General features: G+C 68.0%; 31 protein-coding genes. 16 read left to right on the forward strand and 15 right to left on the reverse strand.

From position 1 onward, the window contains the following. Nucleotides 1–137 precede the first annotated feature (137 nt). Nucleotides 138–527 carry a type II toxin-antitoxin system RelE/ParE family toxin gene (locus AC5P53_RS01765; protein WP_241887566.1) on the forward strand — a complete coding sequence of 130 codons (390 nt, stop codon included), beginning with the start codon at nt 138–140 and terminating at the stop codon, nt 525–527. Then, complete coding sequence (locus AC5P53_RS01770; RefSeq protein WP_014648626.1) at nt 511–843, forward strand: helix-turn-helix domain-containing protein; 333 nt, start codon at nt 511–513, stop codon at nt 841–843. The genes AC5P53_RS01765 and AC5P53_RS01770 overlap by 17 nt, the downstream gene beginning before the upstream one ends. A gap of 78 nt (nt 844–921) precedes the next feature. Here AC5P53_RS01770 and purD read toward each other — a convergent pair whose 3' ends face one another. Both purD and purH read right to left on the reverse strand, forming a co-directional pair. Beyond that, on the reverse strand, nt 922–2205 hold the full coding sequence (gene purD, locus AC5P53_RS01775; RefSeq protein ID WP_014648625.1) for a phosphoribosylamine--glycine ligase: 1284 nt from the start codon (nt 2203–2205) through the stop codon (nt 922–924). Nucleotides 2206–2266: 61 nt separating this feature from the next. Continuing rightward, on the reverse strand, nt 2267–3850 hold the full coding sequence (gene purH, locus AC5P53_RS01780) for a bifunctional phosphoribosylaminoimidazolecarboxamide formyltransferase/IMP cyclohydrolase (RefSeq protein ID WP_046429857.1): 1584 nt from the start codon (nt 3848–3850) through the stop codon (nt 2267–2269). Nucleotides 3851–4058: 208 nt separating this feature from the next. Between purH and AC5P53_RS01785 the strand changes: the two genes are divergently transcribed. The 6 genes from AC5P53_RS01785 to AC5P53_RS01810 are packed head-to-tail and all read left to right on the forward strand — an operon-like array spanning nt 4059 to nt 9859. Next, a complete protein-coding gene (locus tag AC5P53_RS01785) occupies nt 4059–4676 on the forward strand; it encodes a CDP-alcohol phosphatidyltransferase family protein (protein ID WP_197604938.1) in 618 nt (205 codons plus the stop codon). Nucleotides 4677–4710: 34 nt separating this feature from the next. Then, nucleotides 4711–6462: a bifunctional alpha/beta hydrolase/class I SAM-dependent methyltransferase gene (locus AC5P53_RS01790; protein ID WP_049439322.1), complete on the forward strand. Its 1752-nt coding sequence runs from the start codon at nt 4711–4713 to the stop codon at nt 6460–6462. A gap of 23 nt (nt 6463–6485) precedes the next feature. Then, complete coding sequence (locus tag AC5P53_RS01795) at nt 6486–7790, forward strand: phosphatase PAP2/dual specificity phosphatase family protein (protein WP_241887598.1); 1305 nt, start codon at nt 6486–6488, stop codon at nt 7788–7790. Continuing rightward, the gene (locus AC5P53_RS01800) at nt 7787–8224 is read left to right on the forward strand and encodes a hypothetical protein (protein ID WP_075076466.1); all 438 of its coding nucleotides are present in this window, start codon (nt 7787–7789) and stop codon (nt 8222–8224) included. Before AC5P53_RS01795 ends, AC5P53_RS01800 begins: the two co-directional genes overlap by 4 nt. 13 nt (nt 8225–8237) lie before the next feature. Continuing rightward, the gene (locus tag AC5P53_RS01805; protein ID WP_014648619.1) at nt 8238–8867 is read left to right on the forward strand and encodes a lysophospholipid acyltransferase family protein; all 630 of its coding nucleotides are present in this window, start codon (nt 8238–8240) and stop codon (nt 8865–8867) included. Further along, nucleotides 8864–9859 (forward strand): phosphatidate cytidylyltransferase, encoded by a 996-nt coding sequence (locus tag AC5P53_RS01810; RefSeq protein ID WP_014648618.1) that lies wholly within the window; start codon nt 8864–8866, stop codon nt 9857–9859. Before AC5P53_RS01805 ends, AC5P53_RS01810 begins: the two co-directional genes overlap by 4 nt. A 126-nt stretch (nt 9860–9985) precedes the next feature. Here the strand turns inward: AC5P53_RS01810 and fis are convergent, their stop codons facing one another. From fis to prmA, 3 genes are all read right to left on the reverse strand, one after another. After that, a complete protein-coding gene (gene fis, locus AC5P53_RS01815) occupies nt 9986–10261 on the reverse strand; it encodes a DNA-binding transcriptional regulator Fis (RefSeq protein ID WP_005419706.1) in 276 nt (91 codons plus the stop codon). A 115-nt stretch (nt 10262–10376) separates the two neighbouring features. After that, the gene (locus AC5P53_RS01820) at nt 10377–11144 is read right to left on the reverse strand and encodes a DUF3426 domain-containing protein (RefSeq protein WP_241887567.1); all 768 of its coding nucleotides are present in this window, start codon (nt 11142–11144) and stop codon (nt 10377–10379) included. A gap of 42 nt (nt 11145–11186) precedes the next feature. Next, nucleotides 11187–12107, reverse strand: a complete 921-nt coding sequence (gene prmA / locus AC5P53_RS01825; protein ID WP_014648616.1) for a 50S ribosomal protein L11 methyltransferase — start codon at nt 12105–12107, stop codon at nt 11187–11189. Nucleotides 12108–12271: 164 nt separating this feature from the next. On the opposite strand from prmA, the gene AC5P53_RS01830 reads away from it, so the two are divergent. Together AC5P53_RS01830 and AC5P53_RS01835 are read left to right on the forward strand one after the other, a co-directional pair. Beyond that, nucleotides 12272–13243, forward strand: a complete 972-nt coding sequence (locus tag AC5P53_RS01830; protein ID WP_014648615.1) for a hypothetical protein — start codon at nt 12272–12274, stop codon at nt 13241–13243. Then, nucleotides 13240–13614 (forward strand): hypothetical protein, encoded by a 375-nt coding sequence (locus AC5P53_RS01835; protein WP_032959077.1) that lies wholly within the window; start codon nt 13240–13242, stop codon nt 13612–13614. The genes AC5P53_RS01830 and AC5P53_RS01835 overlap by 4 nt, the downstream gene beginning before the upstream one ends. A 129-nt stretch (nt 13615–13743) precedes the next feature. Here the strand turns inward: AC5P53_RS01835 and accC are convergent, their stop codons facing one another. The 5 genes from accC to AC5P53_RS01860 form a co-directional block, all read right to left on the reverse strand. Continuing rightward, a complete protein-coding gene (accC, locus tag AC5P53_RS01840; protein WP_014648613.1) occupies nt 13744–15111 on the reverse strand; it encodes an acetyl-CoA carboxylase biotin carboxylase subunit in 1368 nt (455 codons plus the stop codon). A gap of 10 nt (nt 15112–15121) precedes the next feature. Next, the gene (gene accB / locus AC5P53_RS01845; protein ID WP_005419696.1) at nt 15122–15601 is read right to left on the reverse strand and encodes an acetyl-CoA carboxylase biotin carboxyl carrier protein; all 480 of its coding nucleotides are present in this window, start codon (nt 15599–15601) and stop codon (nt 15122–15124) included. Nucleotides 15602–15655: 54 nt separating this feature from the next. Next, nucleotides 15656–16081 carry a lysozyme inhibitor LprI family protein gene (locus AC5P53_RS01850; RefSeq protein ID WP_032959079.1) on the reverse strand — a complete coding sequence of 142 codons (426 nt, stop codon included), beginning with the start codon at nt 16079–16081 and terminating at the stop codon, nt 15656–15658. Further along, a complete protein-coding gene (aroQ, locus tag AC5P53_RS01855) occupies nt 16078–16527 on the reverse strand; it encodes a type II 3-dehydroquinate dehydratase (RefSeq protein WP_032959080.1) in 450 nt (149 codons plus the stop codon). The genes AC5P53_RS01850 and aroQ overlap by 4 nt, the downstream gene beginning before the upstream one ends. 274 nt (nt 16528–16801) lie before the next feature. Continuing rightward, nucleotides 16802–17530, reverse strand: a complete 729-nt coding sequence (locus AC5P53_RS01860; RefSeq protein WP_014648610.1) for a DOPA 4,5-dioxygenase family protein — start codon at nt 17528–17530, stop codon at nt 16802–16804. 164 nt (nt 17531–17694) lie between these two features. On the opposite strand from AC5P53_RS01860, the gene AC5P53_RS01865 reads away from it, so the two are divergent. After that, nucleotides 17695–18522, forward strand: coding sequence for an isocitrate lyase/PEP mutase family protein (locus tag AC5P53_RS01865; RefSeq protein WP_495227069.1), 828 nt, complete (start codon nt 17695–17697; stop codon nt 18520–18522). A gap of 57 nt (nt 18523–18579) precedes the next feature. Here AC5P53_RS01865 and AC5P53_RS01870 read toward each other — a convergent pair whose 3' ends face one another. Continuing rightward, nucleotides 18580–19113: a hypothetical protein gene (locus AC5P53_RS01870; RefSeq protein ID WP_241887569.1), complete on the reverse strand. Its 534-nt coding sequence runs from the start codon at nt 19111–19113 to the stop codon at nt 18580–18582. Nucleotides 19114–19238: 125 nt separating this feature from the next. Here AC5P53_RS01870 and AC5P53_RS01875 point away from each other — a divergent pair, with 125 nt between their 5' ends. After that, on the forward strand, nt 19239–19835 hold the full coding sequence (locus AC5P53_RS01875) for an NAD(P)H-dependent oxidoreductase (RefSeq protein ID WP_049407909.1): 597 nt from the start codon (nt 19239–19241) through the stop codon (nt 19833–19835). A 16-nt stretch (nt 19836–19851) separates the two neighbouring features. Further along, entirely contained in the window at nt 19852–20445 is a 594-nt protein-coding gene (locus AC5P53_RS01880; RefSeq protein WP_241887570.1) for a TetR/AcrR family transcriptional regulator, read from the forward strand. Nucleotides 20446–20450: 5 nt separating this feature from the next. Here the strand turns inward: AC5P53_RS01880 and AC5P53_RS01885 are convergent, their stop codons facing one another. Beyond that, nucleotides 20451–21245, reverse strand: coding sequence for a serine hydrolase (locus AC5P53_RS01885; protein ID WP_164077594.1), 795 nt, complete (start codon nt 21243–21245; stop codon nt 20451–20453). 132 nt (nt 21246–21377) lie between these two features. Between AC5P53_RS01885 and AC5P53_RS01890 the strand changes: the two genes are divergently transcribed. After that, nucleotides 21378–21944, forward strand: coding sequence for a GIY-YIG nuclease family protein (locus AC5P53_RS01890; RefSeq protein ID WP_014648604.1), 567 nt, complete (start codon nt 21378–21380; stop codon nt 21942–21944). Between the two features lie 7 nt (nt 21945–21951). Here the strand turns inward: AC5P53_RS01890 and AC5P53_RS01895 are convergent, their stop codons facing one another. Continuing rightward, nucleotides 21952–22095, reverse strand: coding sequence for a hypothetical protein (locus AC5P53_RS01895; protein ID WP_162838509.1), 144 nt, complete (start codon nt 22093–22095; stop codon nt 21952–21954). A 98-nt stretch (nt 22096–22193) separates the two neighbouring features. Between AC5P53_RS01895 and AC5P53_RS01900 the strand changes: the two genes are divergently transcribed. Further along, nucleotides 22194–23093: a LysR substrate-binding domain-containing protein gene (locus tag AC5P53_RS01900; protein WP_032959086.1), complete on the forward strand. Its 900-nt coding sequence runs from the start codon at nt 22194–22196 to the stop codon at nt 23091–23093. Nucleotides 23094–23127: 34 nt separating this feature from the next. Here the strand turns inward: AC5P53_RS01900 and AC5P53_RS01905 are convergent, their stop codons facing one another. Next, a complete protein-coding gene (locus AC5P53_RS01905) occupies nt 23128–23844 on the reverse strand; it encodes a transporter substrate-binding domain-containing protein (protein WP_014648602.1) in 717 nt (238 codons plus the stop codon). An 82-nt stretch (nt 23845–23926) separates the two neighbouring features. Here AC5P53_RS01905 and AC5P53_RS01910 point away from each other — a divergent pair, with 82 nt between their 5' ends. Continuing rightward, entirely contained in the window at nt 23927–24298 is a 372-nt protein-coding gene (locus AC5P53_RS01910) for a VOC family protein (protein WP_032959087.1), read from the forward strand. Nucleotides 24299–24363: 65 nt separating this feature from the next. Here the strand turns inward: AC5P53_RS01910 and AC5P53_RS01915 are convergent, their stop codons facing one another. After that, a complete protein-coding gene (locus tag AC5P53_RS01915; RefSeq protein ID WP_241887571.1) occupies nt 24364–25203 on the reverse strand; it encodes an arylamine N-acetyltransferase family protein in 840 nt (279 codons plus the stop codon). Nucleotides 25204–25271 lie beyond the last annotated feature (68 nt).

Consider the following 25271-nt stretch of genomic DNA (forward strand, 5'->3'; position numbering starts at 1 on the left):
CGGAGATGCCGGGCCTTTTTGTTTCTGGAGCGCATCCACGCATGGCGTGGATCAATCCTGGCGCCAGGGCGGCAGCTGCGCCGACCGGAGCATGCGCTGGACGCTGATTTTCACGCCGTACCACTCGGTGGCACGGTATGATCATGTCACGTGTCTTCCGCACTCGAAGCTTCAACCGCAGTACACGACGTTCTTCACTGACCGATAGAGCCTTGTGCCGCGCGGCGGTGGAAATGCGTCAAGGACTGATTGATGCAGATATAGGGGGCGGCCTTCTCAAAAAGCGGGTTGCGCTGCCGGGCCGCGGAAAGCGCGGTAGCGCCCGCGTTATTGTCGCAACTAGGGTGGGGCACTACTGGTTCTTTCTCTTCTGCTACGAGAAGAACGCGCGCGCGACCATCAGTAGTGGGGAACGGGACGCCCTTCAGCTGTATGCGTCTGAGTTCTTGAGAATGAGCCCTGAACAGTTGGACAGGGCAGTTATCTGCGGAGAACTGCAGGAGATTTGCCATGACAAAGACGGTTGAACATGGACGTGCAAAGAGTGCGATCCTCGATGCGGTGCATGAAGGCGCGGCGGGCCTTTACGCCAGCGGCTTCATCGACAAGCGGCGCATGAGCATGTACGAGGCGCTTTGTCTGAGGCCTGTGCCCGAATACAGCAGCGCCCAGATCCGTGCACTTCGCACGTCGTTGGAACTTAGCCAGCCGGTGTTCGCAGGTGTGCTCAACACCAGCGTTTCGACGGTCCGTAGCTGGGAACAGGGCGGGAAGAAGCCGAGCGGGCCGTCGCTGAAGCTTTTGAACCTGATTGATCGGAAGGGTCTCGAAGCAGTCCTGTAAAGCAAAGGCCCGGCAATGCCGGGCCTTTGCTTTACTGTGGTATTCAATCCGCGCCATGCATGGAAGCGGGGGTGTGCCTCACCCCTCGCGTGCGATCGCGCGCCAACCAATGTCGTTGCGGTGGAACGCGTTGGCCCAGCTCACCTTGGCCACGCCGGCATAGGCATTGGCCTGCGCGTCGCGCACGCTGTCGCCCAGTGCGGCCACGCACAGCACGCGACCGCCCGCACTGACCACGTGGCCCTGCGCATCCAATGCCGTACCGGCATGGAACACCTTGGCACTGGCCGGCACGTCGTCCAGGCCGGAAATCACGTCACCGGTGATCGGCGCTTCCGGGTACGGCCTGGCCGCCAGCACCACGCCCAGCGACGGGCGCGCGTCCCACTGCGCTTCGACCTCATCCAGGCGGCCATCGATGGCCGCTTCCACCAGCTCGACCAGGTCCGACTGCAGGCGCAGCATCACTGGCTGGGTTTCCGGGTCGCCAAAGCGCACGTTGAATTCGATCACCTTCGGTGCGCCGCTGGCATCGATCATCAGGCCGGCGTAGAGGAAACCGGTGAACGGGATGCCGTCGGCGATCATGCCCTGCACGGTGGGGTTCACCACCTCGCGCATCACCCGTGCATGCACCTCCGGCGTCACCACCGGGGCCGGCGAATAGGCGCCCATGCCGCCGGTATTCGGGCCGGTGTCGCCGTCGCCGACGCGCTTGTGGTCCTGCGAGGTGGCCATCGGCAGCGCATGCACGCCGTCCACCATCGAAATGAAGCTGGCTTCCTCACCGTCGAGGAATTCCTCGATGACCACGCGCGCACCGGCATCGCCAAACGCGTTGCCGGACAGCATGTCACGCACCGCGTCCTCGGCCTCGGTCAGGCTCATCGCCACGATCACGCCCTTGCCGGCGGCCAGGCCATCGGCCTTGACCACGATCGGTGCGCCCTTCTCGCGCACATACGCCAGCGCGGCGTCCACGTCGCTGTGCACGGCGTAGTACGCGGTGGGGATGTTGTGGCGCGCCAGGAAGTCCTTGGCGTAGGCCTTGCTGCCTTCCAGCTGCGCGGCGGCGGCGGTTGGCCCGAAGATGCGCAGGCCGGCGGCGCGGAAGCGGTCGACCACGCCGGCCACCAGCGGTACTTCCGGGCCGACCACGGTCAGCGCTACGCCTTCGGCCTGGGCCAGCGCCAGCAGGCCGTCGATATCGGTGACCTTGACTGCCACGTTGCGGCACGTGTCTTCGCTGGCGGTACCGGCGTTGCCGGGCGCCACGATCACTTCGGTGACACGGGAGGACTGGGCCAGCTTCCATGCCAGGGCGTGTTCGCGGCCGCCAGAGCCGATGACGAGGATCTTCATGGGACAGGGTTCTCGGGTACGGAAGAGAAAAGCCGGGCAGGGCCCGGCTTGGTGATGCGGATCAGTGGCGGAAGTGGCGCACGCCGGTGAACACCATGGCCAGGCCATGTTCGTCGGCGGCGGCGATCACTTCGGCATCGCGCATCGAACCGCCCGGCTGGATGACCGCCTTGATGCCGGCGGCTGCAGCGGCATCGATGCCATCGCGGAACGGGAAGAAGGCGTCGGAGGCCATCACCGAGCCCTCGACCACCAGGTTCGCATCGGCGGCCTTGATGCCGGCGATGCGGGCCGAGTACACGCGGCTCATCTGGCCGGCACCGACACCGATGGTGCGGTTGTCCTTGGCATAGACGATCGCGTTGGACTTCACGAACTTGGCCACGTTCCAGGCGAACAGCAGATCGGTGAACTGCTTGTCGGTCGGCGCCAGCCTGCTGACCACCTTCAGTTCGTCGCGGGTCATGCCGCGGTTGTCCGAGGACTGCAGCAGCAGGCCCGAGCCGACGCGCTTGCTGTCGAAGTTGTTCAGCCCGTCGCCGTGCGGGATGCGCAGTACGCGCACGTTGGCCTTCTTCTGCGCGTACTCCAGCGCGGCCGGCTCGTAGTCCGGGGCGATCAGCACTTCGACGAACTGGCGGTCGAGGATCACCTTGGCGGTGGCGGCATCCAGCGGCTTGTTGAAGGCGATGATGCCGCCGAAGGCGCTGGTCGGGTCGGTGGCGTAGGCCAGCTCGTAGGCATCGCCGTTGCCGGCGCCGACGGCCACGCCGCACGGGTTGGCGTGCTTGACGATGACGCAGGCCGGCGCATCGAACTGGCGCACGCATTCCCACGCCGCATCGGCGTCGGCCAGGTTGTTGTAGCTCAGCTCCTTGCCCTGCAGCTGCTGGAAGGTGGCCAGCGTGCCCGGCACCGGGTACAGGTCGCGGTAGAACGCGCCGCTCTGGTGCGGGTTCTCGCCATAGCGCAGGTCCATCACCTTCACGAAGGTGGAGTTCATCTGCGCCGGGTACTCGGCACGGGCCGGCACGGCGGCGTCAGTGGCGGTGACCGCCGACAGGTAGTTGCTGATCGCCGCATCGTACTGGGCGACGCGGTTGAACGCGGCCACCGAGAATGCGAAGCGGGTGGCCGCCGTCAGCTGGCCGTTGTTGGCCTCCAGCGAGGCCAGCAGCTCGGCGTACTGCGACGGATCGGTGGCCACCGCCACGCGGGCGAAGTTCTTGGCCGCCGAGCGCAGCATGGCCGGGCCGCCGATGTCGATGTTCTCGACCGCGTCGGCCAGGGTGCAGTCGGCCTGGGCGGTGACCGATTCGAACGGGTACAGGTTCAGCACCAGCAGGTCGATGGCACCGATACCGTGCTCGGCCATCACTGCGTCATCCAGGCCGGAGCGGCCCAGCAGGCCGCCGTGCACCATCGGGTGCAGGGTCTTGACCCGGCCGTCCATCATTTCCGGGAAGCCGGTGACCTCGGCCACGTCCTTCACGGCCAGGCCCGCATCGCGGATCGCCTTGGCGGTGCCGCCGGTGGACAACAGCTCCACGCCGCGTGCCGCCAGCGCAGTGGCCAGCTCGACCAGGCCGGTCTTGTCGGAAACGGAGAGGAGGGCCCGGCGGACGGGCAACAGATCAGCAGTCATGGGACAGAATCGGCAGCGGAGCGGGGCCGATATTGTAGGCGGTGGGGGCCGGTGGCGGGCGCCGGCGGGGAAAATCGACCCGCACCCACGGCCTGTGGCCGCCTTCAGCACAGCCTGGCCGGGGGCGGTCCGCAAGCAATTCGATGGGGCGCGCTGCTCCAATCGGGTAGGCTGTGCCGGAACTGCCAAGGATCAGCGGGTTCGGATCGTGTCGATCTATGCATTGAAAGGACGTTTTCAGGACCTGTTGCGTCCGGCCGTACGCGGTCTGTACCGCATGGGGATCACCGCCAATGCGGTGACCGTGACCGCGGCCGTGGTCTCGCTGCTGGTCGCTGCCGCCGTCTGGTGCTGCGCGCCGGCCCGGCCCCTGCTGTACCTGCTGCTGCCGCTGTGGATGCTGCTGCGCATGGCGCTCAACGCCGTGGACGGCATGTTGGCCCGCGAGTTCGGCCAGCAGTCGCGGCTGGGCGCCTATCTGAACGAGCTGTGCGATGTGATCGCCGACGCGGCGCTGTACCTGAGCCTGCTCAGCGTGCCGGGCGTGCGCCCGGAAGTGCTGTGGCTGGTGGCCTGGACGGCGGCGCTGAGCGAGTACGCCGGGGTGCTGGGGCTGATGGTCGGTGCCAGCCGCCGCTATGACGGCCCGATGGGCAAGAGTGACCGCGCCTTCGTCGTCGGCGTGCTGGGTCTGCTGCTGGCGTTTGAGTGGGTTGGCGCGATGACGGTCACTGGCGTGGCTGCGGCCATGGCGGTGCTGTGCATGCTGACCATGATCAACCGCGTCCGTCGCGGACTGCGGGAAACGGCGGTTTCGTCGAATTAATCAAGCAGATACAAAAAGACAATCAGGAGATTGCATGCGTCAGGCGCAGGAACGGGAATTCCACAGCTTCGACCAGGTACCGCTGTTCTACCGGTACTGGGCGGGCACCACCGCAACCCCGGCCACCCGGGCCATCGTGCTGCTGCACCGCGGCCACGAGCACTCCGGGCGCGTCACCCACCTGGTCGATGAGCTGGACCTGCCCGACACCGCCTTCTTCGCCTGGGATGCGCGCGGCAATGGCCGTTCGCCGGGTGCGCGTGGCGATGCACCGGGCTTCCCGGCGCTGGTGCGCGACCTGGACAGCTTCATCGCCCACATCGGCGCCGAGCACGGCATTGCGGTGGAAGACATCGTGGTGATCGCGCAGAGCGTAGGGGCGGTGGTCGCCGCGACCTGGGTGCACGATTACGCGCCACGCCTGCGTGCGCTGGTGATGGCTTCACCGGCGTTCAAGGTGAAGCTGTACGTGCCGTTCGCGCGGCCGGGCCTGGCCTTGATGCAGAAGCTGCGCGGCAACTTCTTCGTCAACAGCTACGTCAAGCCGCAGTGGCTGACCCATGACCCGGCGCGGGTGGAAAGCTACCGTACCGATCCGCTGATCACCCGGCCGATCTCGGTGCGCGTGCTGCTGGGCCTGTACGAAGCGGCCGACCGCATCGTGGCCGATGCGCAGGCGATCAGCGTGCCGGTGCAGCTGCTGGTGTCCGGCTCGGATTTCGTGGTGCACCGTGGCCCGCAGGATCGCTTCTATGAGCGCCTGTCCAGCCCGATCAAGGAGCGGGTGCACCTGCCGGGCTTCTTCCACGACACGCTGGGCGAGCGCGATCGGGCACCGGCACTGGCGCGCATCCGCAGCTTCATCCAGGCGCGTTTCGCCGAACCGTTGCGCGAGCTGTCACGGCGCGACGCGCACCGCCATGGGCCGACCTTCGAAGAGTCGGAGATCCTGGCCTGGCCACCGGAACGCAACAGCCTGGCCGACCTGCGCTGGCGCGTTGTACGTGGCGGCCTGCGCTTCGGCGGCACGCTGTCCGAAGGCATCGCGCTGGGCCTGCAGACCGGTTTCGATTCCGGTAGCACGCTGGACTACATCTACCGGAATGAGGCGCGCGGCAAGGGCCCATTGGGGCGGATGGTCGACCGCAACTACCTGGATGCGATCGGCTGGCGTGGCATCCGCGTGCGTGGCCAGCACCTGCAGGAACTGCTGCGCGACGCCGCACAGCGCCTGCGCGGGCAGGGCACGCCGGTGCGGGTGCTGGACGTGGCCGCCGGCCATGGCCGCTATGTGCTGGAAGCACTGGGCCAGGGCGAGCAGCGCGCCGACCGCATCGTGCTGCGCGACTTCAGCGATCTGAACGTGACCCAGGGCCAGGCGTTGATCCAGCGCCTGGGCGCGGCCGACATCGCGCGCTTCGAGCAGGGTGATGCGTTCGACCCGGCACAGCTGGCCAAGGTCGATCCAGCGCCGACGCTGGCGGTAGTCTCGGGCCTGTACGAACTGTTCCCCGACAACGACGCCGTGCTGCGCTCGCTGCAGGGCATTGCCGCAGCGGTGCCAGTGGGTGGCTACCTGGCCTATACCGGCCAGCCCTGGCACCCGCAGCTGGAATTCATTGCCCGTGCCTTGACCAGCCACCGCGGTGGCGCGGCGTGGGTGATGCGCCGCCGTACCCAGCAGGAGATGGACGAACTGGTGCGCCTGGCCGGGTTCGAGAAGGTGGCGCAGCGTATCGACGACTTCGGCATCTTCACCGTATCGCTGGCGCGCCGGACCGCGTGATGGCGACGCTCGCCGCATCCCCACTGGCCGCAGAGGGGCGCCCCTGGCGGCGCGCCCTGTTGTGGCTGGCCCTGCTGGGTCCGTTCTTCTTCGCCAGTTATGGCTTCGCCAACTGGATGGCCGGCCGCCACGCTACCCTGCCGGTGATGGCGTTCGGCTGGGAGACCCGCATCCCGTTCGTGCCATGGACCATCGTGCCGTACTGGTCGATCGACCTGTTCTACGCGGTCTCGTTCTTCCTGTGCCGGCAACGGCTGGAGCTGGACCGGCACGCATTGCGGCTGTTCAGCGCACAGCTGATCGCCGTGAGCTGCTTCCTGCTGTGGCCGCTGCGCTTCAGCTTCGAGCGTCCGCAGATCGGCGGTGTGTTCGGCTGGCTGTTCGATGTGCTGCTGGGCTTCGACAAGCCGTTCAACCAGGCACCGTCGCTGCACATCGTGTTGCTGATCGTGCTGTGGGTGAAGTTCGCACAGTACCTGCACGGCGTGTGGCGCTGGGTGCTGCATGTGTGGGCGCTGCTGATCGGCGTATCGGTGCTGACCACGTTCCAGCATCACTTCATCGATATCCCGACCGGCCTGCTGGCCGGCTGGTTGTGCGTCTGGCTGTGGCCGGAGCAGGGCACGCCACCGCTGCGTGCATGGCGCACGGCACGTGATGCCAAGCGCTGGCGCCTGGCGGGGGTGTACCTGCTGGGGGCCGCTGTGCTGCTGGTGCCGGTGGTGCTTCTGCGTGGCGCCGCGTTGTGGCTGCTGTGGCCGGTGGTGTCGCTGCTGCTGGTGGCGCTGGCCTATGCCGGGCTGGGTACCGCGGTGTTCCAGAAGCGCGCCGATGGTCGCCTGACCATGGCGGCACGCTGGCTGCTGGCGCCGTACCTGGGCGCAGCCTGGGTCAATTCGCGGCTGTGGACGCGGCGTGCGCCGCATCCGGTGCCGGTGATGGATGACGTGTGGCTGGGACGCATTCCCTGTGCTGCGTTGCCAACACCGCTGGTCGGCGTGGTCGATACCTGTGCTGAACTGTCCTGCCGCGCGCCGGGCGCGGCGTATGCCAGCGTGCCGATGCTGGACCTGGTGGTGCCCACGCCGGAACAGCTGCGCGAGGCGGCCGATGCCATCGAGCGTCTGCGCGTGCAGGGGCCGCTGCTGGCGTGCTGCGCGCTGGGCTATTCGCGCAGTGCCGCCAGCGTCGCCACCTGGCTGCTGCGCAGTGGTCGTGCCGCCGATGCGAACGCGGCAGTGGCGATCGTGCGGGCTGCACGCCCCGGCATCGTGCTGCACGCGGCGCATCTGCATGCCATCACTGCTGCGGCAGGAGCGCGCGCATGAGCACGGTTCCCGATCTGGTGACCATGCAGCTGCTGCTGCGCCAGGGGCGTTGGCCGGCGCTGCTGTCGCTGGGGATGTTGCTGGTGGCACTGCTGCTGCTCGGCACCGAGCCGGGGCTGGCGATGATCGCTGCCGGCCTGTTGCTGCTCAGTGTTGCCGCGGGCATCGCACAGGCCTACCACGCGTGGCGGGTGGGGCTGGATGCCAGCCTGCTGCAGCTGCTGCGCGATGAAGGCCTGGAGGGCGAAGCCGCCGCGCGCCGCATCGATCAGCTGCTGCACGACAGTGGCCTGCGCCGCGCGTCGCCCGATGCGCCACTGCGTGGCTGGGATGCGCGCTGGTCCGGCATGCGCCGCCTGCTGCTGCGCCAGTACCTGCTGACCGCAGTGCAGTTCGCACTGCTGGTGCTGGCCGTGGTGTGGCCGCAGACGTGAATGGGAGTGACCGATGTTTGCCGAACTGATTGCCCGCGCCTGCAGTGGTGCGATCCATGTGGTGACCGGCGCACGCGCGCTTTGGATCGGTTGCGCGCCGTCCAGCGAGCGCCGCGTGTACTACGGCAACCACGCCAGCCATGGTGACTTCGTGCTGATCTGGTCATCGATGCCGCCGGCACTGCGGCGCCAGGTGCGCCCGGTGGCCGCGGCCGAGTACTGGCAGCGTGATGGCCTGCGTCGCTACCTGATCGATGCGGTGTTCAACGGTGTTCTGGTCGAGCGCGAGGCCGGCCATCGCCAGCAGGACCCGTTGCAGGTACTGCGCGATGCGGTGGACGAAGACTGCTCGCTGATCCTGTTCCCGGAAGGCACGCGCAATATCGGCGATGAACCGCTGTTGCCGTTCAAGAGCGGCATCTACCACCTGGCGCGGCAACGGCCGGAGCTGGAGTTCGTGCCGGTATGGATCGACAACCTGAAGCGGGTGATGCCGAAGGGGCGGTTCCTGCCGTTGCCGCTGCTGTGCACGGCCACCTTCGGCACGCCGCTGCGGCTGCAGGCCGACGAGGACAAGGCCGCATTCCTGGCCCGCAGCCGGCAGGCGCTGCTGGACCTGGCGCCGAATGGAGGTCGTGCATGAGTTTCGTGCTGGATGTATCTGGCGATCTGGCAACGCAGAGTGTCGGCCAGCAGACCGGCCTGCTGTTTGCCGGCGTCGGCGCGGTGCTGGTGCTGGCCACGCTGGTGGCCGAGACCCTGCGCTGGCGCCAGCGCGGTCAGCCCAGCGCGGTGATCGCCAACCTGGTGTCGCGTATCCGTGCATGGTGGGTGATGGCGATCGTGGTCGGGCTGGCGCTGTTCTTCGGCCGCGCCGGGGTGATCGTGCTGTTCGCGATCATTTCGTTGTTCGCGCTGCGCGAGTTCATCACCCTGGCGCCGACCCGTTCAGGCGACTACTACGCGCTGCTGGCTGCGTTCTACATCGTGCTGCCGTGGCAGTACTACCTGGTGTGGATCGACTGGTACGGCATGTACACGCTGCTGATCCCGGTCTATGCGTTCCTGTTCCTGCCGATCCTGTCGACCATCGGTGGCGATACCACGCACTACCTGGAGCGCACCGCGAAGGTGCAGTGGGGGTTGATGATCTGCGTGTTCTGCATCTCGCACGTGCCGCTGCTGCTGAACCTGCACGTGCCCGGTCACGACCCCTCGCGCAATGTGCTGCTGTTCGCCTTCCTGGTGATCGTGGTGCAGTCCTCGGACGTGTTGCAGTACATCTGGGGCAAGCTGCTGGGCCGGCACCTGATCGCGCCGAAGCTGTCGCCGTCGAAGACGGTGGAGGGCTTCGTGGGTGGCGTGCTGAGCGCCAGCGCGCTTGGGGCGGCGCTGTGGTGGATCACCCCGTTCACGCCGCTGCAGGCGTTCGGCCTGTCGCTGCTGATCAACCTGATGGGATTCTGGGGCGGCCTGGTGATGTCGGCGATCAAGCGCGACCGTGGGATCAAGGACTGGGGCCACATGATCGAGGGCCATGGCGGCATGCTCGACCGGCTCGATTCGGTGTGCTTCGCCGCGCCGGTGTTCTTCCATGTGGTGCGGTACTACTGGAAGGCGGGCGGCGGCGGGTGATCCCGCCGGGGCTGCATCCACGCATGGCGTGGATCTACCGGTAGTGCCGGCCGCTGGCCGGCAACTGCGACATCCTGCCATCGTTCATGGGGTTGCCGGCGAGCGGCCGGCACTACCCGCGCGCGCTCAGGCGCTGATGCCGTATTCCTTCAGTTTCTTGCGCAGGGTGGCGCGGTGGATGCCCAGCATCGCGGCGGCGCGGCTCTGGTTGCCTTCGCAGTGGTTGAGCACTTCCACGAACAGCGGGATTTCCATCTCGCGCAGCACGATCTCGTAGACATCGTCCGCGTCGCAGCCATCAAGATCACGCAGATAGCGGCGCACGGACTGGGCGACGTGTTCACGCAGCGGTGGCCGGGGAGCGCCACGACTGTTGTCAGGACGAGAGAGGACAGCGTTCAAGGGGGTTCCCGATTCGGTTGGCCCGTGCGCGCGGAGCGCGCGGCCGGACGAGGTGGTGGCGGCCAGTCTAGCGCGAGCGTGCCCGACCTGCCACGGCTGGTCGCCTCTACCCTGGTCAGAGGAAGTCGAAGGTGAATGCGACGGTGGACGCGGCGGGTTCCTGCACGCGGAACGCGATGCGCGCACTCTGGCCCGGTTCCAGCACGGTCGTGGCCGGGCTTTCGCCAAGGTATTGCGCGGGCGTGAACACGCCGCTGCCGATCACCCGGCCATCGGCATCGGACAGTGACAGGCGCAGGTCCGGCCAGGCCTGTGCCCAGCGCGCATCGTTGCGGATGCTGGCCTGCACCTGCAGCACACCGGCCTGGCCGGGCAGGGGGCGGATCTCGCGGCTGGTCATGGTGAACGCGGTCGGCTCGTGCCAGGCCGGCAGGCTGCAGCGCAGCACGCCGCACAGTGCGCCCAGCCAGGTGCGGTTGCCGGCGTCGGCGGCCAGGCGCGCACGATCGGCCAGCACGCTCTGCAGTACCAGCAGCAGTGCCAGCCCGGCGACCAGCACCCAGTGCCAGCGCGGCGTCGGCAGCGCGCGCGGCCGCGAAGTGCCCAGGAAGCTCGGCGCATCGCCGGCCACCGCCTGCGCGGCCGGGACGGCAAGGATGGGTTCGATCACGGTCGCTTCGTCGAGGATGACGGTGTCATCGAGCTGTCGCGTCTCCGCCATCGGCGGCAGCGCCGCGTCGACCGGGTCCCCGGACTTCGCGGCAGGGATGTCATGCGCCGACGGGTCGGGCGTGCGCGCGTCGGTCGCAGGTGCGGCCTCGCCTTCCGACGCGGGGCGCAGGAAGGTGGCCAAAGGGCGGCGCGGCGGGTTCGGCTCGGACATGCTCAGGGCGCGGGCTCGGATCCAGCGGTCATTCAATCACGATCAGGCGCGGCGCGTGCCGGTGATGCGCATCCAGTCGCCATCCTGGGTGGCCTGCAGATCGTCGAACCACGCGGCATAACGCTGCAGCAGTTCGCCTTCCTGGCCCTGCAGGATGCCCGACAGGGCGATGCGACCGCCGGCGGCGACGCGTGCGGCCAGCAGCTCGGCCAGCGCATCCAGCGCCGAGGCAAGGATGTTGGCGACCACGATCGGGTAGGTGGCGACCGGTTCGTCCTGCGGCAGGTACACCTGCATGCGGGCCTGCTCGCCATTGCGCTCGGCATTGTCGGCGGTGGCGACCAGCGCCTGCGGGTCGTTGTCCACGCCGATCGCTTCGGCGGCGCCCAGCTTCAGCGCGGCCAGCGCGAGGATGCCCGAGCCGCAGCCGAAGTCAAGCACGCGCTGGCCCTGCAGCTGGCCGTCCACGGCCAGCTGGTCCAGCCAGCGCAGGCACAGGGCGGTGGTCGGATGGGTGCCCGAGCCGAAGGCCAGGCCCGGGTCCAGCCGCACCACGGCGGCATCGGCGGCCTGTGCAGCGTCCGGCAGTTCATGGTTCCACGGCACGATCCAGGTGCGGCTGCCGAAATCCATCGGCTGGAACTGGTCCAGCCATGCGCGCTCCCAGTCTTCGTCTTCGACCGCGCGGAAGCTGCCATTGCTCCAGTCCAGTTCCGGGTCGAAGGATTCCAGGGCGGCCAGCAGCAGCAGCGCATTGCTGTCGGCGGGGAACAGCGCGCTCAGCACCAGGGTGTCCCACAGCGGCGTTTCCCCCACGCCGGGTTCGAGGATGGCCTGTTCGTTGCTGGTGTCGGCTTCGGCATCAAGCAGGGTCACGGCCAGTGCGCCGACGTCCTCCAGCGCATTTTCATAGCGGGGCTGGGTGGCTTCGGTGCAGCGCAGGGTCAGTTCCAGGAACGGCATGGCGGTGGGGACGGTCGCGGGAAAGGGGGCAATGCTAGACCATCGGGGCGTCTCCGTATTGCCTGAGATGCCGCTTTGAGATGAATGGGGGCAGTTCAGACAGGCCTGCCGGGCCTTGCTAAACTCGGCGCTTTCCTGTGTGCCGTGAACGCTCACCACCGCCGATGGCCTTCGCTCCGACCCTGAAAACCTGGTTGCTCGTGCTGCCGGCGGTGGCCGTGCTGGGCGTGGCCGGGTATCGGGCCAGCGGCCATGCTGCGGGCGTGGCGTCGACGTCGGCGTCGCCGGACCTGCCGCTGGCCATGGCCAGCCGTGACGGCGGAGCGCCGCTGCCGGTGGTGCCGGAAGCGCTGGCGCGGCGGCTGGCGGCTTTCGAGCGCGGCAACACGCTGCCGTCGGGCCTGCCGCTGGACCTGCGCGCCGACATCGAAGACGCCAGCGACCTGTATGCCTACGCCCAGCGCCTGCGCGCACAGGCCGACAACGGCAATCACGAGGCGCGCTGGATGCTCAGCCGCGTCTATGACTATTGCGCGCAGTACGCACTCGATCCGGGTGGCTACCGCCTGGACAACAACGTACTGAGCGGGTTGGGCCTGACTGCGGCGCCGGCGATGATCGAGGCACGCGAGCGCGTGGCACAGCGGTGTGGCGGTTTCGTGCCGGGCGACAAGCTGGGCGCGGCGCTGGTGCTGGCCGAACGCCGCAAGGCGGCCGCGCAGGGCAACCTGGCCGCGGAAGCGTCGCTGTTCGCCGAGGGCGAGCCCTTGCATGACAGTGCCGAGTACCGCCGCGACCTGGTCGAGCGCGTGCGCACCTCGCGCGACCCCGAGGCCTACATGGCCATCGCGCCAGGCATGGGCGTGCGTGCGGCCGGTGACCGCGCGCTTGACGGGCTGGTGGCGGGCGAGCAGCTCAGTGAACTTGCATGGCGGCTTGCGGCCTGTGAACTCGGCCTGGCCTGTGGAGCGGACAGCGTGCTGGTCAACAATTTTTGTGCGAACGGAGGGATCTGTTCGCAGGATGGAGCGCAGGATTTCCGGGATTTCGTGTATGACGCTGCGGTATCGCGGCAAGGTGCTGGGAAAATGAAGGAATGGATCAAGCGATTGGTTGGAAAGAGGGACGGTCGATGAATTACCGTCGATTCCTGCATGGGGCCAAGTTCTGGTTCTGGGTGGCGCTGTTCGTGGCCTACTCGGCTGGGGCGGTTGGCCTGCTGATGATCGATACCTACGAGGACCGCTACCGGCATCTGTCGAAGGTGGAGCTGACCACGGTGAAGGCGCAGGAAGACGTGCGCCGCGCCGGCGCCAGCCAGGTCGCTGCGGTCTACCGCGCGCAGAGTGGCATGCCATTCGCTTCACTGCCGGCCGGCAGCACCTTCCAGGTGGTGTGGCCCGATGGTTCGACCGAAACCATGGTGATCGTCGATCCGACCTCGCCCAATGGCGTGCGGCCGCTGGCCCATTCGCAGATTCCGGCCGACGTGGCCGACAAGCGCTGACGTGCTCGCTGTGGAGCCGAGCCCATGCTCGGCTGTGCTTGGCGGCAAGCCGAGCATGGGCCCGGCTCTACAGGAACAGAAAAGGGCGGGGAGATCCCCGCCCTTTTCATGTCCAGCACCTGGCGCCGATCAGGTCAATGCAATCGGCTTGTTCTTGCGCTCGGCCAGGCGCTTTTCCAGGTAGTGGATGTTCTGGCCACCGGCCTGGAAGCCCTTGTCACGCATGATCCGCTGCTGCAGGGCGATGTTGGTCTTGATGCCATCGACCACCATTTCGCTCAGTGCCACCCGCATGCGGGCAATGGCGGTTTCGCGGTCCGGGCCGTGCACGATCAGCTTGCCGATCATCGAGTCGTAGTTCGACGGCACGCGGTAGCCACTGTAGATGTGGGTGTCCACGCGCACGCCGGGGCCACCCGGCGGATGGAAGCCGGTGATGGTGCCCGGGCTCGGCACGAAGGTTTCAGCATCTTCAGCGTTGATGCGGCACTCGATGGCATGGCCGGTCAGCACCACGTCGCTCTGCTTGATCGACAGCTTCTGGCCGGCGGCGATCTTCAGCTGCTCGGCCACCAGGTCGATGCCGGTGACCATTTCGGTGACCGGATGCTCCACCTGGATGCGGGTGTTCATTTCGATGAAGTAGAAGCGGCCGTCCTCGTACAGGAACTCGAACGTGCCCGCGCCGCGGTAGCCGATGCGGATGCAGGCTTCCACGCAGACCTTGCCGATCTGCTCGCGCTGCTCGGCGGTGATGCCCGGCGCCGGTGCCTCTTCCACCACCTTCTGGTGGCGGCGCTGCATCGAGCAGTCGCGCTCACCGAGGTGGATGGCATTGCCCTGTCCATCGGCCAGCACCTGGATTTCCACGTGGCGCGGATTCTCCAGGAACTTCTCCATGTAGACCTCGCCATTGCCGAACGCGGCCTTGGCCTCGCTCTTGGTGGTTTCGATCGAGGTCTTCAGCGACGCTTCGGCGTGCACCACGCGCATGCCGCGACCACCGCCACCGCCGGCCGCCTTGATGATGACCGGATAACCGATCTCGCGGGCGATCTTGGTGTTGGCGACGATGTCCTCGCCGAGCGGGCCGCCCGAGCCGGGCACGCACGGTACGCCCGCGGCCTTCATCGCGCGGATGGCTTCGACCTTGTCACCCATCATGCGGATGGTGTCGGCCTTGGGGCCGATGAAGATGAAGCCGGATTCTTCCACGCGTTCGGCGAAGTCGGCGTTCTCCGACAGGAAGCCGTAGCCCGGGTGGATGGCCTGGGCGTCGGTGACTTCCGCCGCCGCGATCAGGGCCGGGATGTTGAGGTAGCTCTGCGGCGACGGCGCCGGACCGATGCAGACCGACTCGTCGGCCATGGCCACGTGCTTGAGGTTGCGGTCGACCGTGGAGTGCACGGCCACCGTGCGGATGCCGAGGGTATGGCACGCGCGCAGGATGCGCAGCGCGATCTCCCCTCGGTTGGCGATGACGACTTTGTCGAGCATGGCGCGCCCCTCAGCCGATCACGAACAGCGGCTGGTCGAATTCCACCGGCTGGCCGTTCTCGCCGAGGATGGCAACGATGGTGCCGGAGGTGTCGGCTTCGATCGGGTTGAACATCTTCATCGCTTCGATGATGGCCAGGGTTTCGCCTTCCTTGACCTGCTGGCCCACGGTGACGAAGGCCGGCTTGTCCGGGGCGGACGAGGCGTAGAAGGTGCCGACCATCGGCGAGCGCAGCACGTGGCCTTCCGGCAGTGCCGGGCCCGGCTTGGCGCTGCCGCCGGTGGAGGCTTCGGTCGGCGACTGCATCGGCATCGCCTGCGGCGCCGGGGCGGCCGGAGCGGCATACACCGGCGCGGCGACCGGGGCGGCATAGCCGGCCACCGGGGCGCGCGACAGGCGCACCGACTCTTCGCCTTCCTTGATTTCGATTTCAGCCAGGTTCGACTCTTCCAGCAGGTCGATCAGCTTCTTGATTTTGCGGAGATCCATGGTGGCCTCTTTGCTCGTGATGTCAGTGTGGTGGAGAGTGCGGTTGCACTCGGTTCAAAGCAGTTCGTAGAACTCGCGCAGCTGCCGCGTACGGTCGCGCGTCTGGGTGATCAGGCATTGCATCTTCGCGGGGTTGCGCGAGGTGCCGTCTGCATTGAAGGCATACACCGCCTCGCAATCTGCATCGCGCAAGGTGATCCAGATGCGCTGGGCCTTCACCAGCTGCTGTTCGGCCGCCGCGCAGCGGCTGCAGCTGCCATCGGTTGCCTGCGCCTTCAGTTCGCCACGCGCCTGCGCGTAGACGGCGTTCAATGCGCTGTCGGCATCATCCAGGCGATCGGAATCGCACATGTCGCGCTCGTAGCCGCCGCTTGCCTGTGCGCAGTCGATGCCCGCGGCCGCGCGCTCGGCAGCGACACTGGCGCCGCACAGACCGGCCCACAGCAGGATGCCGGCAAGCACGCGCGGCGGCATCTTCACGCGCTGGCCGCCTGCACGCGCAGCAGCGCCGCGTCCATCGCGTAGCGGTAGCTGTCGGCACCGAAACCGCATACCACGCCCACTGCCTTGTCACTGAAGTAGCTGTGCTGGCGGAACGGCTCACGGGTATGCGGGTTGGACAGGTGGATCTCGATGAACGGCACCGCCACCGCCGCCAGCGCATCGCGCAGGGCGACCGAGGTGTGGGTGAAGGCGGCGGGGTTGATCAGGATGAAAGCGGTTCCGTCGCTGCGCGCAGCCTGCACGCGGTCCACCAGCACATGCTCGGCGTTGGACTGCAGCCGTTCCACGGTGTGTCCGGCGGCCGATGCCTGGGCAGCCAGGGCCTGGTCGATGTCGGCCAGCGTGGTGTGGCCGTAGACCTCCGGCTCGCGGGTGCCGAGCAGGTTGAGGTTGGGGCCGTGCAGGACCAGCAGCTTCGCCATGGGATCCGGAAGACGGGAAAGGGCGGCAGTCTGGCGGAACCGGCGGATGCTGTCCAGTTCGGCGAAGTTTGCAGCGTTTCAATCGTATGTTTGAAATCTGCCGGAGCGCTTGCGGCCGTATGGCGGGCGCTGGATCAAGGCGCGCTGAACGTGGTGCTGGACGGGGATGCGTGCACGTAGGCCGACGATGCCGGCATCCACGCCATGCGGGGAGGACGGGGTTCGGTGGGCAGCACACTGCGCCCCAACATGGAGCTCTCCGACACCCGGCCGCTCAGATCTCCAGCGGCACCGTCGGCACCACGTTCGGGAACACCTCTTCCAGCGGTTCCGGCTGCCCGGGCTTCGGCGCCGGCCAGTTGTAGGCATTGACCGGCTGCGCGCGGTTCACCCACAACGCGTAATGCAGATGGTCAGCGCGGCCATCGCCGGTATTGGGGTGGATCAGGATGGTCAGGCCCAGGCTGTTGAGCTGCAGCCAGGGCACCAGCACCGGCAGCAGGTCGTTGGTGAAGCCGAAATAGAACGACGGGGTGACGTGCGGCCCGCGTGGCTCAAGGTTCCAGTTGCCCAGCTCCACAGGGAAGCGCTCGGCGGCCCAGCGCCGCAGCAGCGCGGCCTTCTCGAAGCTGTCCTCGTCGAAGTAGATGTGGGCGTGGTAGCTCTTGATGGCGGTGTAGGCACGTGGCCGGGTGGGCAGCGTGGCCTCGCCGGGGCGCACGCTGGCCGGCCGCGGGGTAGGCTCGCTGGCCGTGGCCTGGCCCCAAGGGCTGCGGCCCTCGGGCGCCGGCGGAACGATGGCGCGGAAGCCGGGTCGCCCGGGTTCGGTGGTGTTCACGGCGTTGTCGCTGCGCGCGGCTGCGGTGGCAGCCGACGCGCTGGCCAGGCCGCCAGCGGCCAGCCCGGCCGACGCGATCAGGCGACGGCGCGCGGGTGAAAGCAGGTCGGCCCAATGGGCGTCATCGTCGCCGGCATCGATCAGGGTCTGCGGGTCCGGGTGCATCTGGGGCTCCGTGGGGCACTGTGTGGCAGGCAAGCACGCTCGGGCAGCGTGCACGGTGGTGTCCAATAAGCAGCCGGCATCACCTCATGCACGCTGGCCCACGCCGTGATTGAGTGCCGCCGCAGCGTGGGCTAGGGTGCAGGTCCGCCGCCCGGGAACCCGCCATGACCCCGCTTGATGCCGACACCCAGCGCAAGCGCGCGCGTTTCCGCCAGCTGCATGCGCGCGGTTGTTTCGTGCTGCCCAATCCGTGGGACGTGGGCAGCGCCCGCTACCTGCAGCGGCAGGGCTTCCAGGCACTGGCCACGACCAGTGCCGGCTGCGCCTGGAGTGAAGGGCGGCCGGATGGGGCGGTTTCGCTGCAGGCCACACTGGAACATCTGCGGCTGATGGCGGCCGCGACACCGCTGCCGTTGAACGCCGATTTCGGTGATGGCTTCGGCGCCACGCCACAGGCAGTGGGCGAGGCGGTGGCGGCGGCCATCGACACCGGTATTGCGGCGCTGTCGATCGAGGACGCCAGCGGCGTGGCCGATGCGCCGCTGCGGCCGATCGGGCAGGCGGTCGAGCGACTGTGTGCGGCACGTGCGGCCATCGACCGCGCGGGGGGCGATGTGCTGCTGGTCGCGCGGGCCGAGAATTTCTTCGTTGGCGTGCCGGATCTGCAGGACACCCTGCAGCGCCTGCGCGCCTATGCCGAGGCCGGCGCCGATGTGCTGTATGCACCGGGCATCAGCACGCCCGAACAGATCAGCGCGGTGGTTGCCGCTGCGGGGGCGAAGCCGGTGAACCTGCTGGTCGGTGGACCGACACCGCTGAGCCTGCAGGACATCGCCGCACTCGGCGTGCGACGGGTCAGCCTGGGCGGTGCGCTGGCGCGAGCCGCGTGGGGTGGGCTGATGCAGGCCATCGAGCCGATCATGCAGGACGGCCGCTTCGATGGCCTGCAGCAGGCGGCTTCGGGCACGGCGTTGAACGCGCTGTTCCGCTGACACACGCCCAGGCCTGCAATGGATCGAGCCCGGGCGTGGATGGACGCGCGCCTGCGACTACAGCGCTTCCATCCCGCCCCTGGGCAGCGTCACGCCCGGCTCCAGCGCCGGCAGCAGTTGCCGCAGCAGTGCCGGGTTGTCCAGCATCGCCGCGCCGTCCAGATAGCGCCATTGCGTTGTACCGACGCGTCGCACAGCAACCATGAATGACGTGCTGCGCATCGGCGCTTCGCGCACGCGCAGCAGTGACTGGCGCGGTACGAAGCAGACTTCCTCGTCACCGGCCGCATAGGTGCGGCCCGGCACGCCTGCCTCGTCGCTGATGATGCTGACGCCGGCCTTGCGCAGCGCCTTCACGGTGTCGCGGGTCGCCCGCGCATAGGCCTCGTCGCCACCGGCCAGCTGCTTCAGGCTGGGATGGGTACGCGCGATGATCAGCTCGGTATCGCCACGGGCGAAGGCGCCCATCATCGCCTGCACCTCCTTGCGCAATGCGGCCGAGTCTTCCGGACTGAGTTCACCGGCCAGCGCGGGCGTAACGTCCATTGCCATCGGCAGGGCCAGCAGAAGGGCAAGCAGATACCGGTGCATCGTCGGGCAGCTCAGTGGGAACCGCCGCACTATACGGTGATGCGGAAACAGCGTCCCACGCATGGCGCTGGTATCCCGGGCGCCACTACTTACTATTGGTAGTTAGTGAACTCCGGACATGCCCCATGCACACCCTCATCGTTACCGCCCACCCTGAACCCGGCGCGTTGACCCATGCCATCGCCAGGCGCATCGGCGAAGCCATCACCGCGTCGGATGCCGCCAACAGCGTGACCCACGCCGATCTGATGGCTGAAGGCTTCGATCCGCGCTTCAACATGCAGGACCAGGCGCTGTTCCGTGGCACCGGCGCAACTCCGGCTGACGTCGCCGCCGAGCAGGCGCGGCTGCAGGCTGCCGACACGCTGGTACTGGTCTATCCCCTGTACTGGTGGTCCTTCCCCGCGCTGCTGAAGGGCTGGATCGATCGTGTGTTCACCCAGGGCTGGGCCTACCAGGACGGCGCCGATGGCAAGGTGCAGAAAAAGCTGCAGCGGTTGGGCGTGCATCTGGTCGGCATCGGCGGGGCTGGCGCGGACATGATCGAACGGCGCGGCTACGGTGCGGCGATGAAGACCCAGATCGACATGGGCATCTTCGACTACTGCGGCGCGCGCGTGCTGTCGTCCGACCTGCTGCTGGACGCCGATTCCGGTGCAGCCGAAGCGCATCTGCAGACCGCGCTGGCGATCGGCCGTAAAATCGGTGCTCCGATGCGCTGACCGCCGTGCTCCACCGATGCCTGCCAAAGCCGCTCCCACGCGCCGCCGATTGACCCGCGAGCAACGCGCCCGCCAGTTGCTGGACGTGGCCTGGGCGCTGATCGGTGAAGAAGGCACCGACGCATTGACGCTGGGGCGGCTGGCCGAGGCGGCCGGTGTGACCAAACCGGTGGCCTATGATCACTTCGTGACCCGCAACGGACTGCTGGCCGCGCTCTACGATGACTATGACGGGCGGCAGACGGTGGTCTTCCACGAGCGTATCGGTCGTGCCAGGGCGCAGCTGGCCGATCGTGCGGCGGCCATCGCCTCCGGCTACATCGACTGCGTCCTCAGCCAGGGCAGTGAAGTGCAGGGCATCCTCGCTGCGCTGGTGGGCGCGCCGGAACTCCATGAAGTGCGTCGGCGCTACCAGCAGGACTTCATCGACAACTGCGACACCTGGCTGGGCCCGTTTGCGGCCGATGGCACGGTCCCCCTGGCTGGACGCTGGGCGATTCTCGGTGCGGCCGAAGCCCTGTCCGAAGCCGTGGCGGCAGGCGCGCTGGACAAGGTCGGCGCCGAGGCCGAGCTGCAGCGCTTGATCATGGCGACGGTCAAGCGACGCTGATCCGCTCAGGCGTCGGCGGTGGTGTCGTCCAGTGCCGCAAACCCGGCGGCCAGCCGCTCGCGCACAAGGGCATCGCGTGCGTCGCGGCTTTCAGCGCCCAGCACCACGGTGATCAGGCGTACCGGCAGGTTCCGCCCGGGCACAGCCCGGCAGGCAGTGGCGGCCAGGCAGAAGCCTGCGGCCTGGGTGTAGCCGGTCTTCAATCCATCCACGCCGTCTTCGCCAAGCAGTGCGTTCTGGTTGCTGCGGCTGAAGCGGCCATGCGCGAACGTGCGCTGCGCGGTGATTGCCAGGATCTGCGGATGGTCATTCAGCAGGCAGGCGGCGAGTACCGCCATGTCGCGCGCGCTGGAGGCATGGTGCGGGGTGGTGATGCCGGACACGCTGGCGAACCGCGTGCTGCGCAGGCCAAGCTGGCGCGCGTGCCAGTTCATGCGGCCCAGGAACGCAGGCTGTGATCCGTCCAGATGGCGTGCGATGGCCAGCGCCGCATCATTGCCGGAGACGATCATCAACCCTTCCAGCAGGCGCGCCAGCGTGACCGTTTCGCCGGGCACCAGGCCCATGCGTGTTTCATCATCGGCTACGGCATGCACATCCTCGGCGGCGATGGTGACCGCCTGGTCCCACGTGCCACCGTTCTCTTCGACGCATCCGTAAGCGGCGTAGGCGGTCATCAGCTTGGTCAGCGAGGCCGGTTGCCGCGCGATGTCCGCGTTGTGCTGGTGGACCACCGCGAAGGTTGCCGCGTCCAGGGTGATGGACGAGACCGGCAGGTGGGCAGGCGCAGGAGCAGGCATGGTGGCGGTGATGACAGCGACAGCCAGCAAGGATAGTCCGAAGCGGCTGCATGAAGCCGTACTGCCAAAGCCCTGCGGCGCCCACGGCAACGCCCGGTTGCGCCCGGGCTGCAGTGGAGGCAGCCTGCGCACATGCAGTCGCATATCCGCATCGACGGTCGTGTCTTCGCCTACGTCTTCCCCTGTGCGTGGGAGGACTACGCGAAGATCGGCTTTTCACGCGATCCGCTCGGGCGCATCAGCGCATTGCACCGGCGCTGGTTCGAGTTCTTCGACCTTGATGCCGGTACGCTGGTGGAAGCGGAGAGCGAGCGCGATGCGCGTGATCTGGAGCTGCAGCTGCGTTCGCCGTTCAAGGCGCACCGCGCGCCGGCGCCGATGACGGTTCAGGACAAGGCCGGAGGTCGCACCGAATGGGTGCGTGGTGCCAACCAGGCGTTGTCGCTCGCGGTTGATGCGTTGGGCGCACAGGGCTATCGCTGTTTCCAGCTCAAGGCTTGGCTGCAGGCCGCCCAGCGCCTGCGCATGGACCGGCTGCACGACTGGGCGGCGGTGCAGCTTCCGGAAGAGGATGGCCTGCGCATGCCCGGTGGCCCCGGCGAGCGCGTGCTGCGTGACACCCTCGACGGTTGCCGGGTGCTGGATATCGACCCAATGCCATGGCTGCCTGAACACGTCCAGCGTTGGTATGCAGGTTGAGCCGTGTTCAACGGCCACGCGGTTTCTGAACCGGCGCGGCCGGTTGCGGCGCACCCGTGGGGGAGCCGGTGGACGGGCAGGCCAGCTGCCGGGCCAGTTCGGCGTTGGCCACGTGGCCCTGCAGGAACAACAGGCTGCCGTAGATGTTCATGAGCGTCCCTCCACTTGAGTGGATTGCACGATACGGGCAGCATGGACGCGGAAAAAGCGACATTTCCGCAAGCATGCCTTGAGAGGAATTCAAGCCTGATGTCCCGTCCGCCCCTTCACGCCCTGCAGGGCTTCGTGGCCGCCGCGCGGCTGGGCAACCTGTCACGCGCAGCGGCGTCGATGAGCCTGACCGTCAGTGCGCTCAGCCATCAGATGCGCCAGCTGGAAGAGCGGCTGGGGCAGCCACTGCTGGTCCGCCAGCCACGCGGCGTCACCCTCACCCTGGAAGGGCAGCGCCTGCTCGACCAGGTCGGCCCGCATCTGGATGCGATCAACGAGGCCTTCCAGCCCTATGCCGCACGCGCCGAGCACGTGCTGACGATCAGCGCGGTACCGTCGATGGCGTCGGCGTGGCTGGTGCCGCGCTTGGGGCACTTCGTTGCCGAGCATCCACAGATCGAGATCAACCTGCAGTCGAGTGAACGCCTGATTGACTTCGAGCGACAGCGCCAGTTCGACGCCGCGCTGCGGCTGGGCAGCGGGCAGTGGCCGGGCCTGGTGGTGGAGCCGCTGTTCGACGAGTGGCTGCTGCCGATGGCCAGCCCGGCGCTGATCGAACGCATGGGAGGGATCGACCGCGTGCCGCTGAACCAGTGGCCGCTGCTGGGGGATCCCGATGGCGCGTGGGGCGCCTGGTTCGCGCTGAGTGGGCAGAACCCGCCGCCGCGCTTCGTGGCGGTGCTGGATGATTCGGAGGCGCATCACCGTGCGGCGCTGGACGGGGTGGGCGTAGCGCTGGGACGGGTGACGCGGGCGCGCCTGCTGCTGGATTCGGGCCAACTGGTGGCGCTGTCCAGCCTGCGACTGAAAACCGCCTGGCCGCATTGGCTGGTCTACCCGCAGCGCTCGGCCCGCCATCGCGGCTTCCTGGCCTTCCGCGACTGGCTGCACGCTCAGGCGGCCGAGCACGTCCGGCACATGGCAGACGCGCATTTATAGCGTCGAGCCATGCTCGACTGCGTGTGTCCGGCAGTCACCGTACCAACGTAACCGCCTGCCCGGCACGGGCGAAGGCTTCGCCCAGCAACGAGCCTGCCTTGATCGCCTCCACTTCCTCGAACAGCGCCTGCAATGCATCGGCCGGGCGCGAGGCCGGCGCCGCGACCGCCTGCTGGATCACGGTGAAACGGTCGGCCAGCACGCGGTGGCCGGGATGCGCCTGCGCCCAGGCGGCCAGCGGCTGGCGCACGCCGGCGGCGGCATCCAGGCGCTGCAGATCGAACAGGGTGATGGCAGCGGCCGACGTCTCGGCCCGCTCGATCATGGCGTGGCGCAGTTCGCGGCTGAGGAACAGGTCGTAGGCGGCGCCACGACCGACCGCGATGCGCAGGCCATCGCGGTCCAGGTCGGCCACCTGCTGCGCAGGGCTGTCCTCGCGCACCAGGTAGGTGCCTTCGATCTCCACATAGGGGGCGCTGAAGGCGATGCGGTCGGCGCGCGCCGGATCGATGGCCAGGAAGGCCAGGTCCCAGGCATCCTTGCTGGCTGCAGCGACCACCGCGGCCGCGGCGTCGTGGCAGGTGAAGCGTGCCTGCACGCCCATGCGCTGCGCCAATGCCGTGGCCAGTTCCAGTGACGGCCCGCGCGGTGAGCGCGCGTCCCCCTGCGCCAGTACTGGATTGCCCAGGTTGATGGCCACGCGCAGGAAGCCCAGCGGTGCCAGCGCACCACGATGATCGGCCAGGGACATGCAGGACTCCGCGGGGAAAGGGCGGTCCAGCATGCCAGTACGGACCTGCAAGGCAGTGTCAGCATCCGGTTATCCTGCGGACATGAACCCCATCCTGCACGTCGAGATACCGGTCACTGACCTGGGCCGGGCCATCACGTTCTACCAGCACTGGCTGCAGGTGGCGGTGGACGAACCGATCCTGCTGCACGACTGCAGGATGGCCTACCTGCCGTTTGCCGATGAGGCCACCGGTGCCAGCATGGCGCTGGTGCGGGGGGCCGACTATCTGCCCTCCGTCCACGGTGCGCGCATCTACATCGGGGTTGATGACCTGGATGCCAGCCTCGAGCGTGCGCTGCAGGCCGGGGCCGAGCTGCGCTTCGGCCCGGCCGATGCCGGTGACTGGCGCGTGGCCGAGATCGCCGACAGCGAAGGCAATCGCATTGCGCTGCAGGCGCGCGTGATTCTGTAGGGCCGAGCCCATGCTCGGCTGCTGTTGACCCAGCCGCCAACGCTCATCCGAGCATCGGCCCGGCTCTACAGCGTGGCCGCGCGCGAGCGCTGCAGCCAGTCGTTGATCGCCGGGTCCAGCCGTGGGTCGTCCGGCAGCTGCATGCCGAAGCGCTGCTGCAACACCTCGCGCACGTCGCCCACATCGCGCAGCGGACGCTTGTCCGGTGCCTGGCCGGGACGGTACTCGGTGTAGTTGCCACTGCCGATGGTGCGTCGCCAGTCCGGCCCGGTCAGGGATGCGCGCAGCTGGCCGGGGAAACTGGAATCGGGATGGGTGCACACGTACCAGTTGCCCACGACGTTGTCGATCGGTGCCGGCGCGTGCAGGTCGAAGCGATACATCGCCCGCCAGCCATCGCCGGACTCGGCGGACAGCACGAAATCCCCCTCGCCGGGCAGGCGCTGCAACAGGAAGCGCTCGTGGGGCGTGGCCTGCGGCTGCGGATCATGCAGCCGCAGCGGTACGGTCGGGGTCAGGCTGCCGAAACCGGCATCCACCAGCCAGTCATCGCCGTCCACCTGCACACGCAGCAGCAGGTGGGTGCGTGCGGTCAGTTCGCCGTCCTGGGCGGCCAGCAGCACGCGCGCGCTCAACGGCTGTGCATCGAAGCCCAGCGCCTGCAGCAGTGCCAGCAGGCCGCCGTTGAGTTCGAAGCAGTAGCCGCCACGACGGTCGTCGAGCAGCTTGCGCTGCACGCTGTCCAGGTCGATCGGTACTGCATCGCGCAGCAGGCAGCTGAGGGTTTCGAACGGCAGCAGTGCGTTGTGGCGCTGCTGCAGCAGGGTCAGGCCCGCCAGCGTCAGCGGTGGCGGTGCATCCAGCTGCAGGCGTTGCAGGTAGCGGGGGACATCGAGCGTCGTCATGCGCGCGCCGGGCGGGGGAGGGAGATCTACTGTGCTCTCCCAACCGGGGTTGAGGTCAAGCATTGCGC

Source organism: Stenotrophomonas sp. YJH_SMC_82, assembly GCF_059368875.1.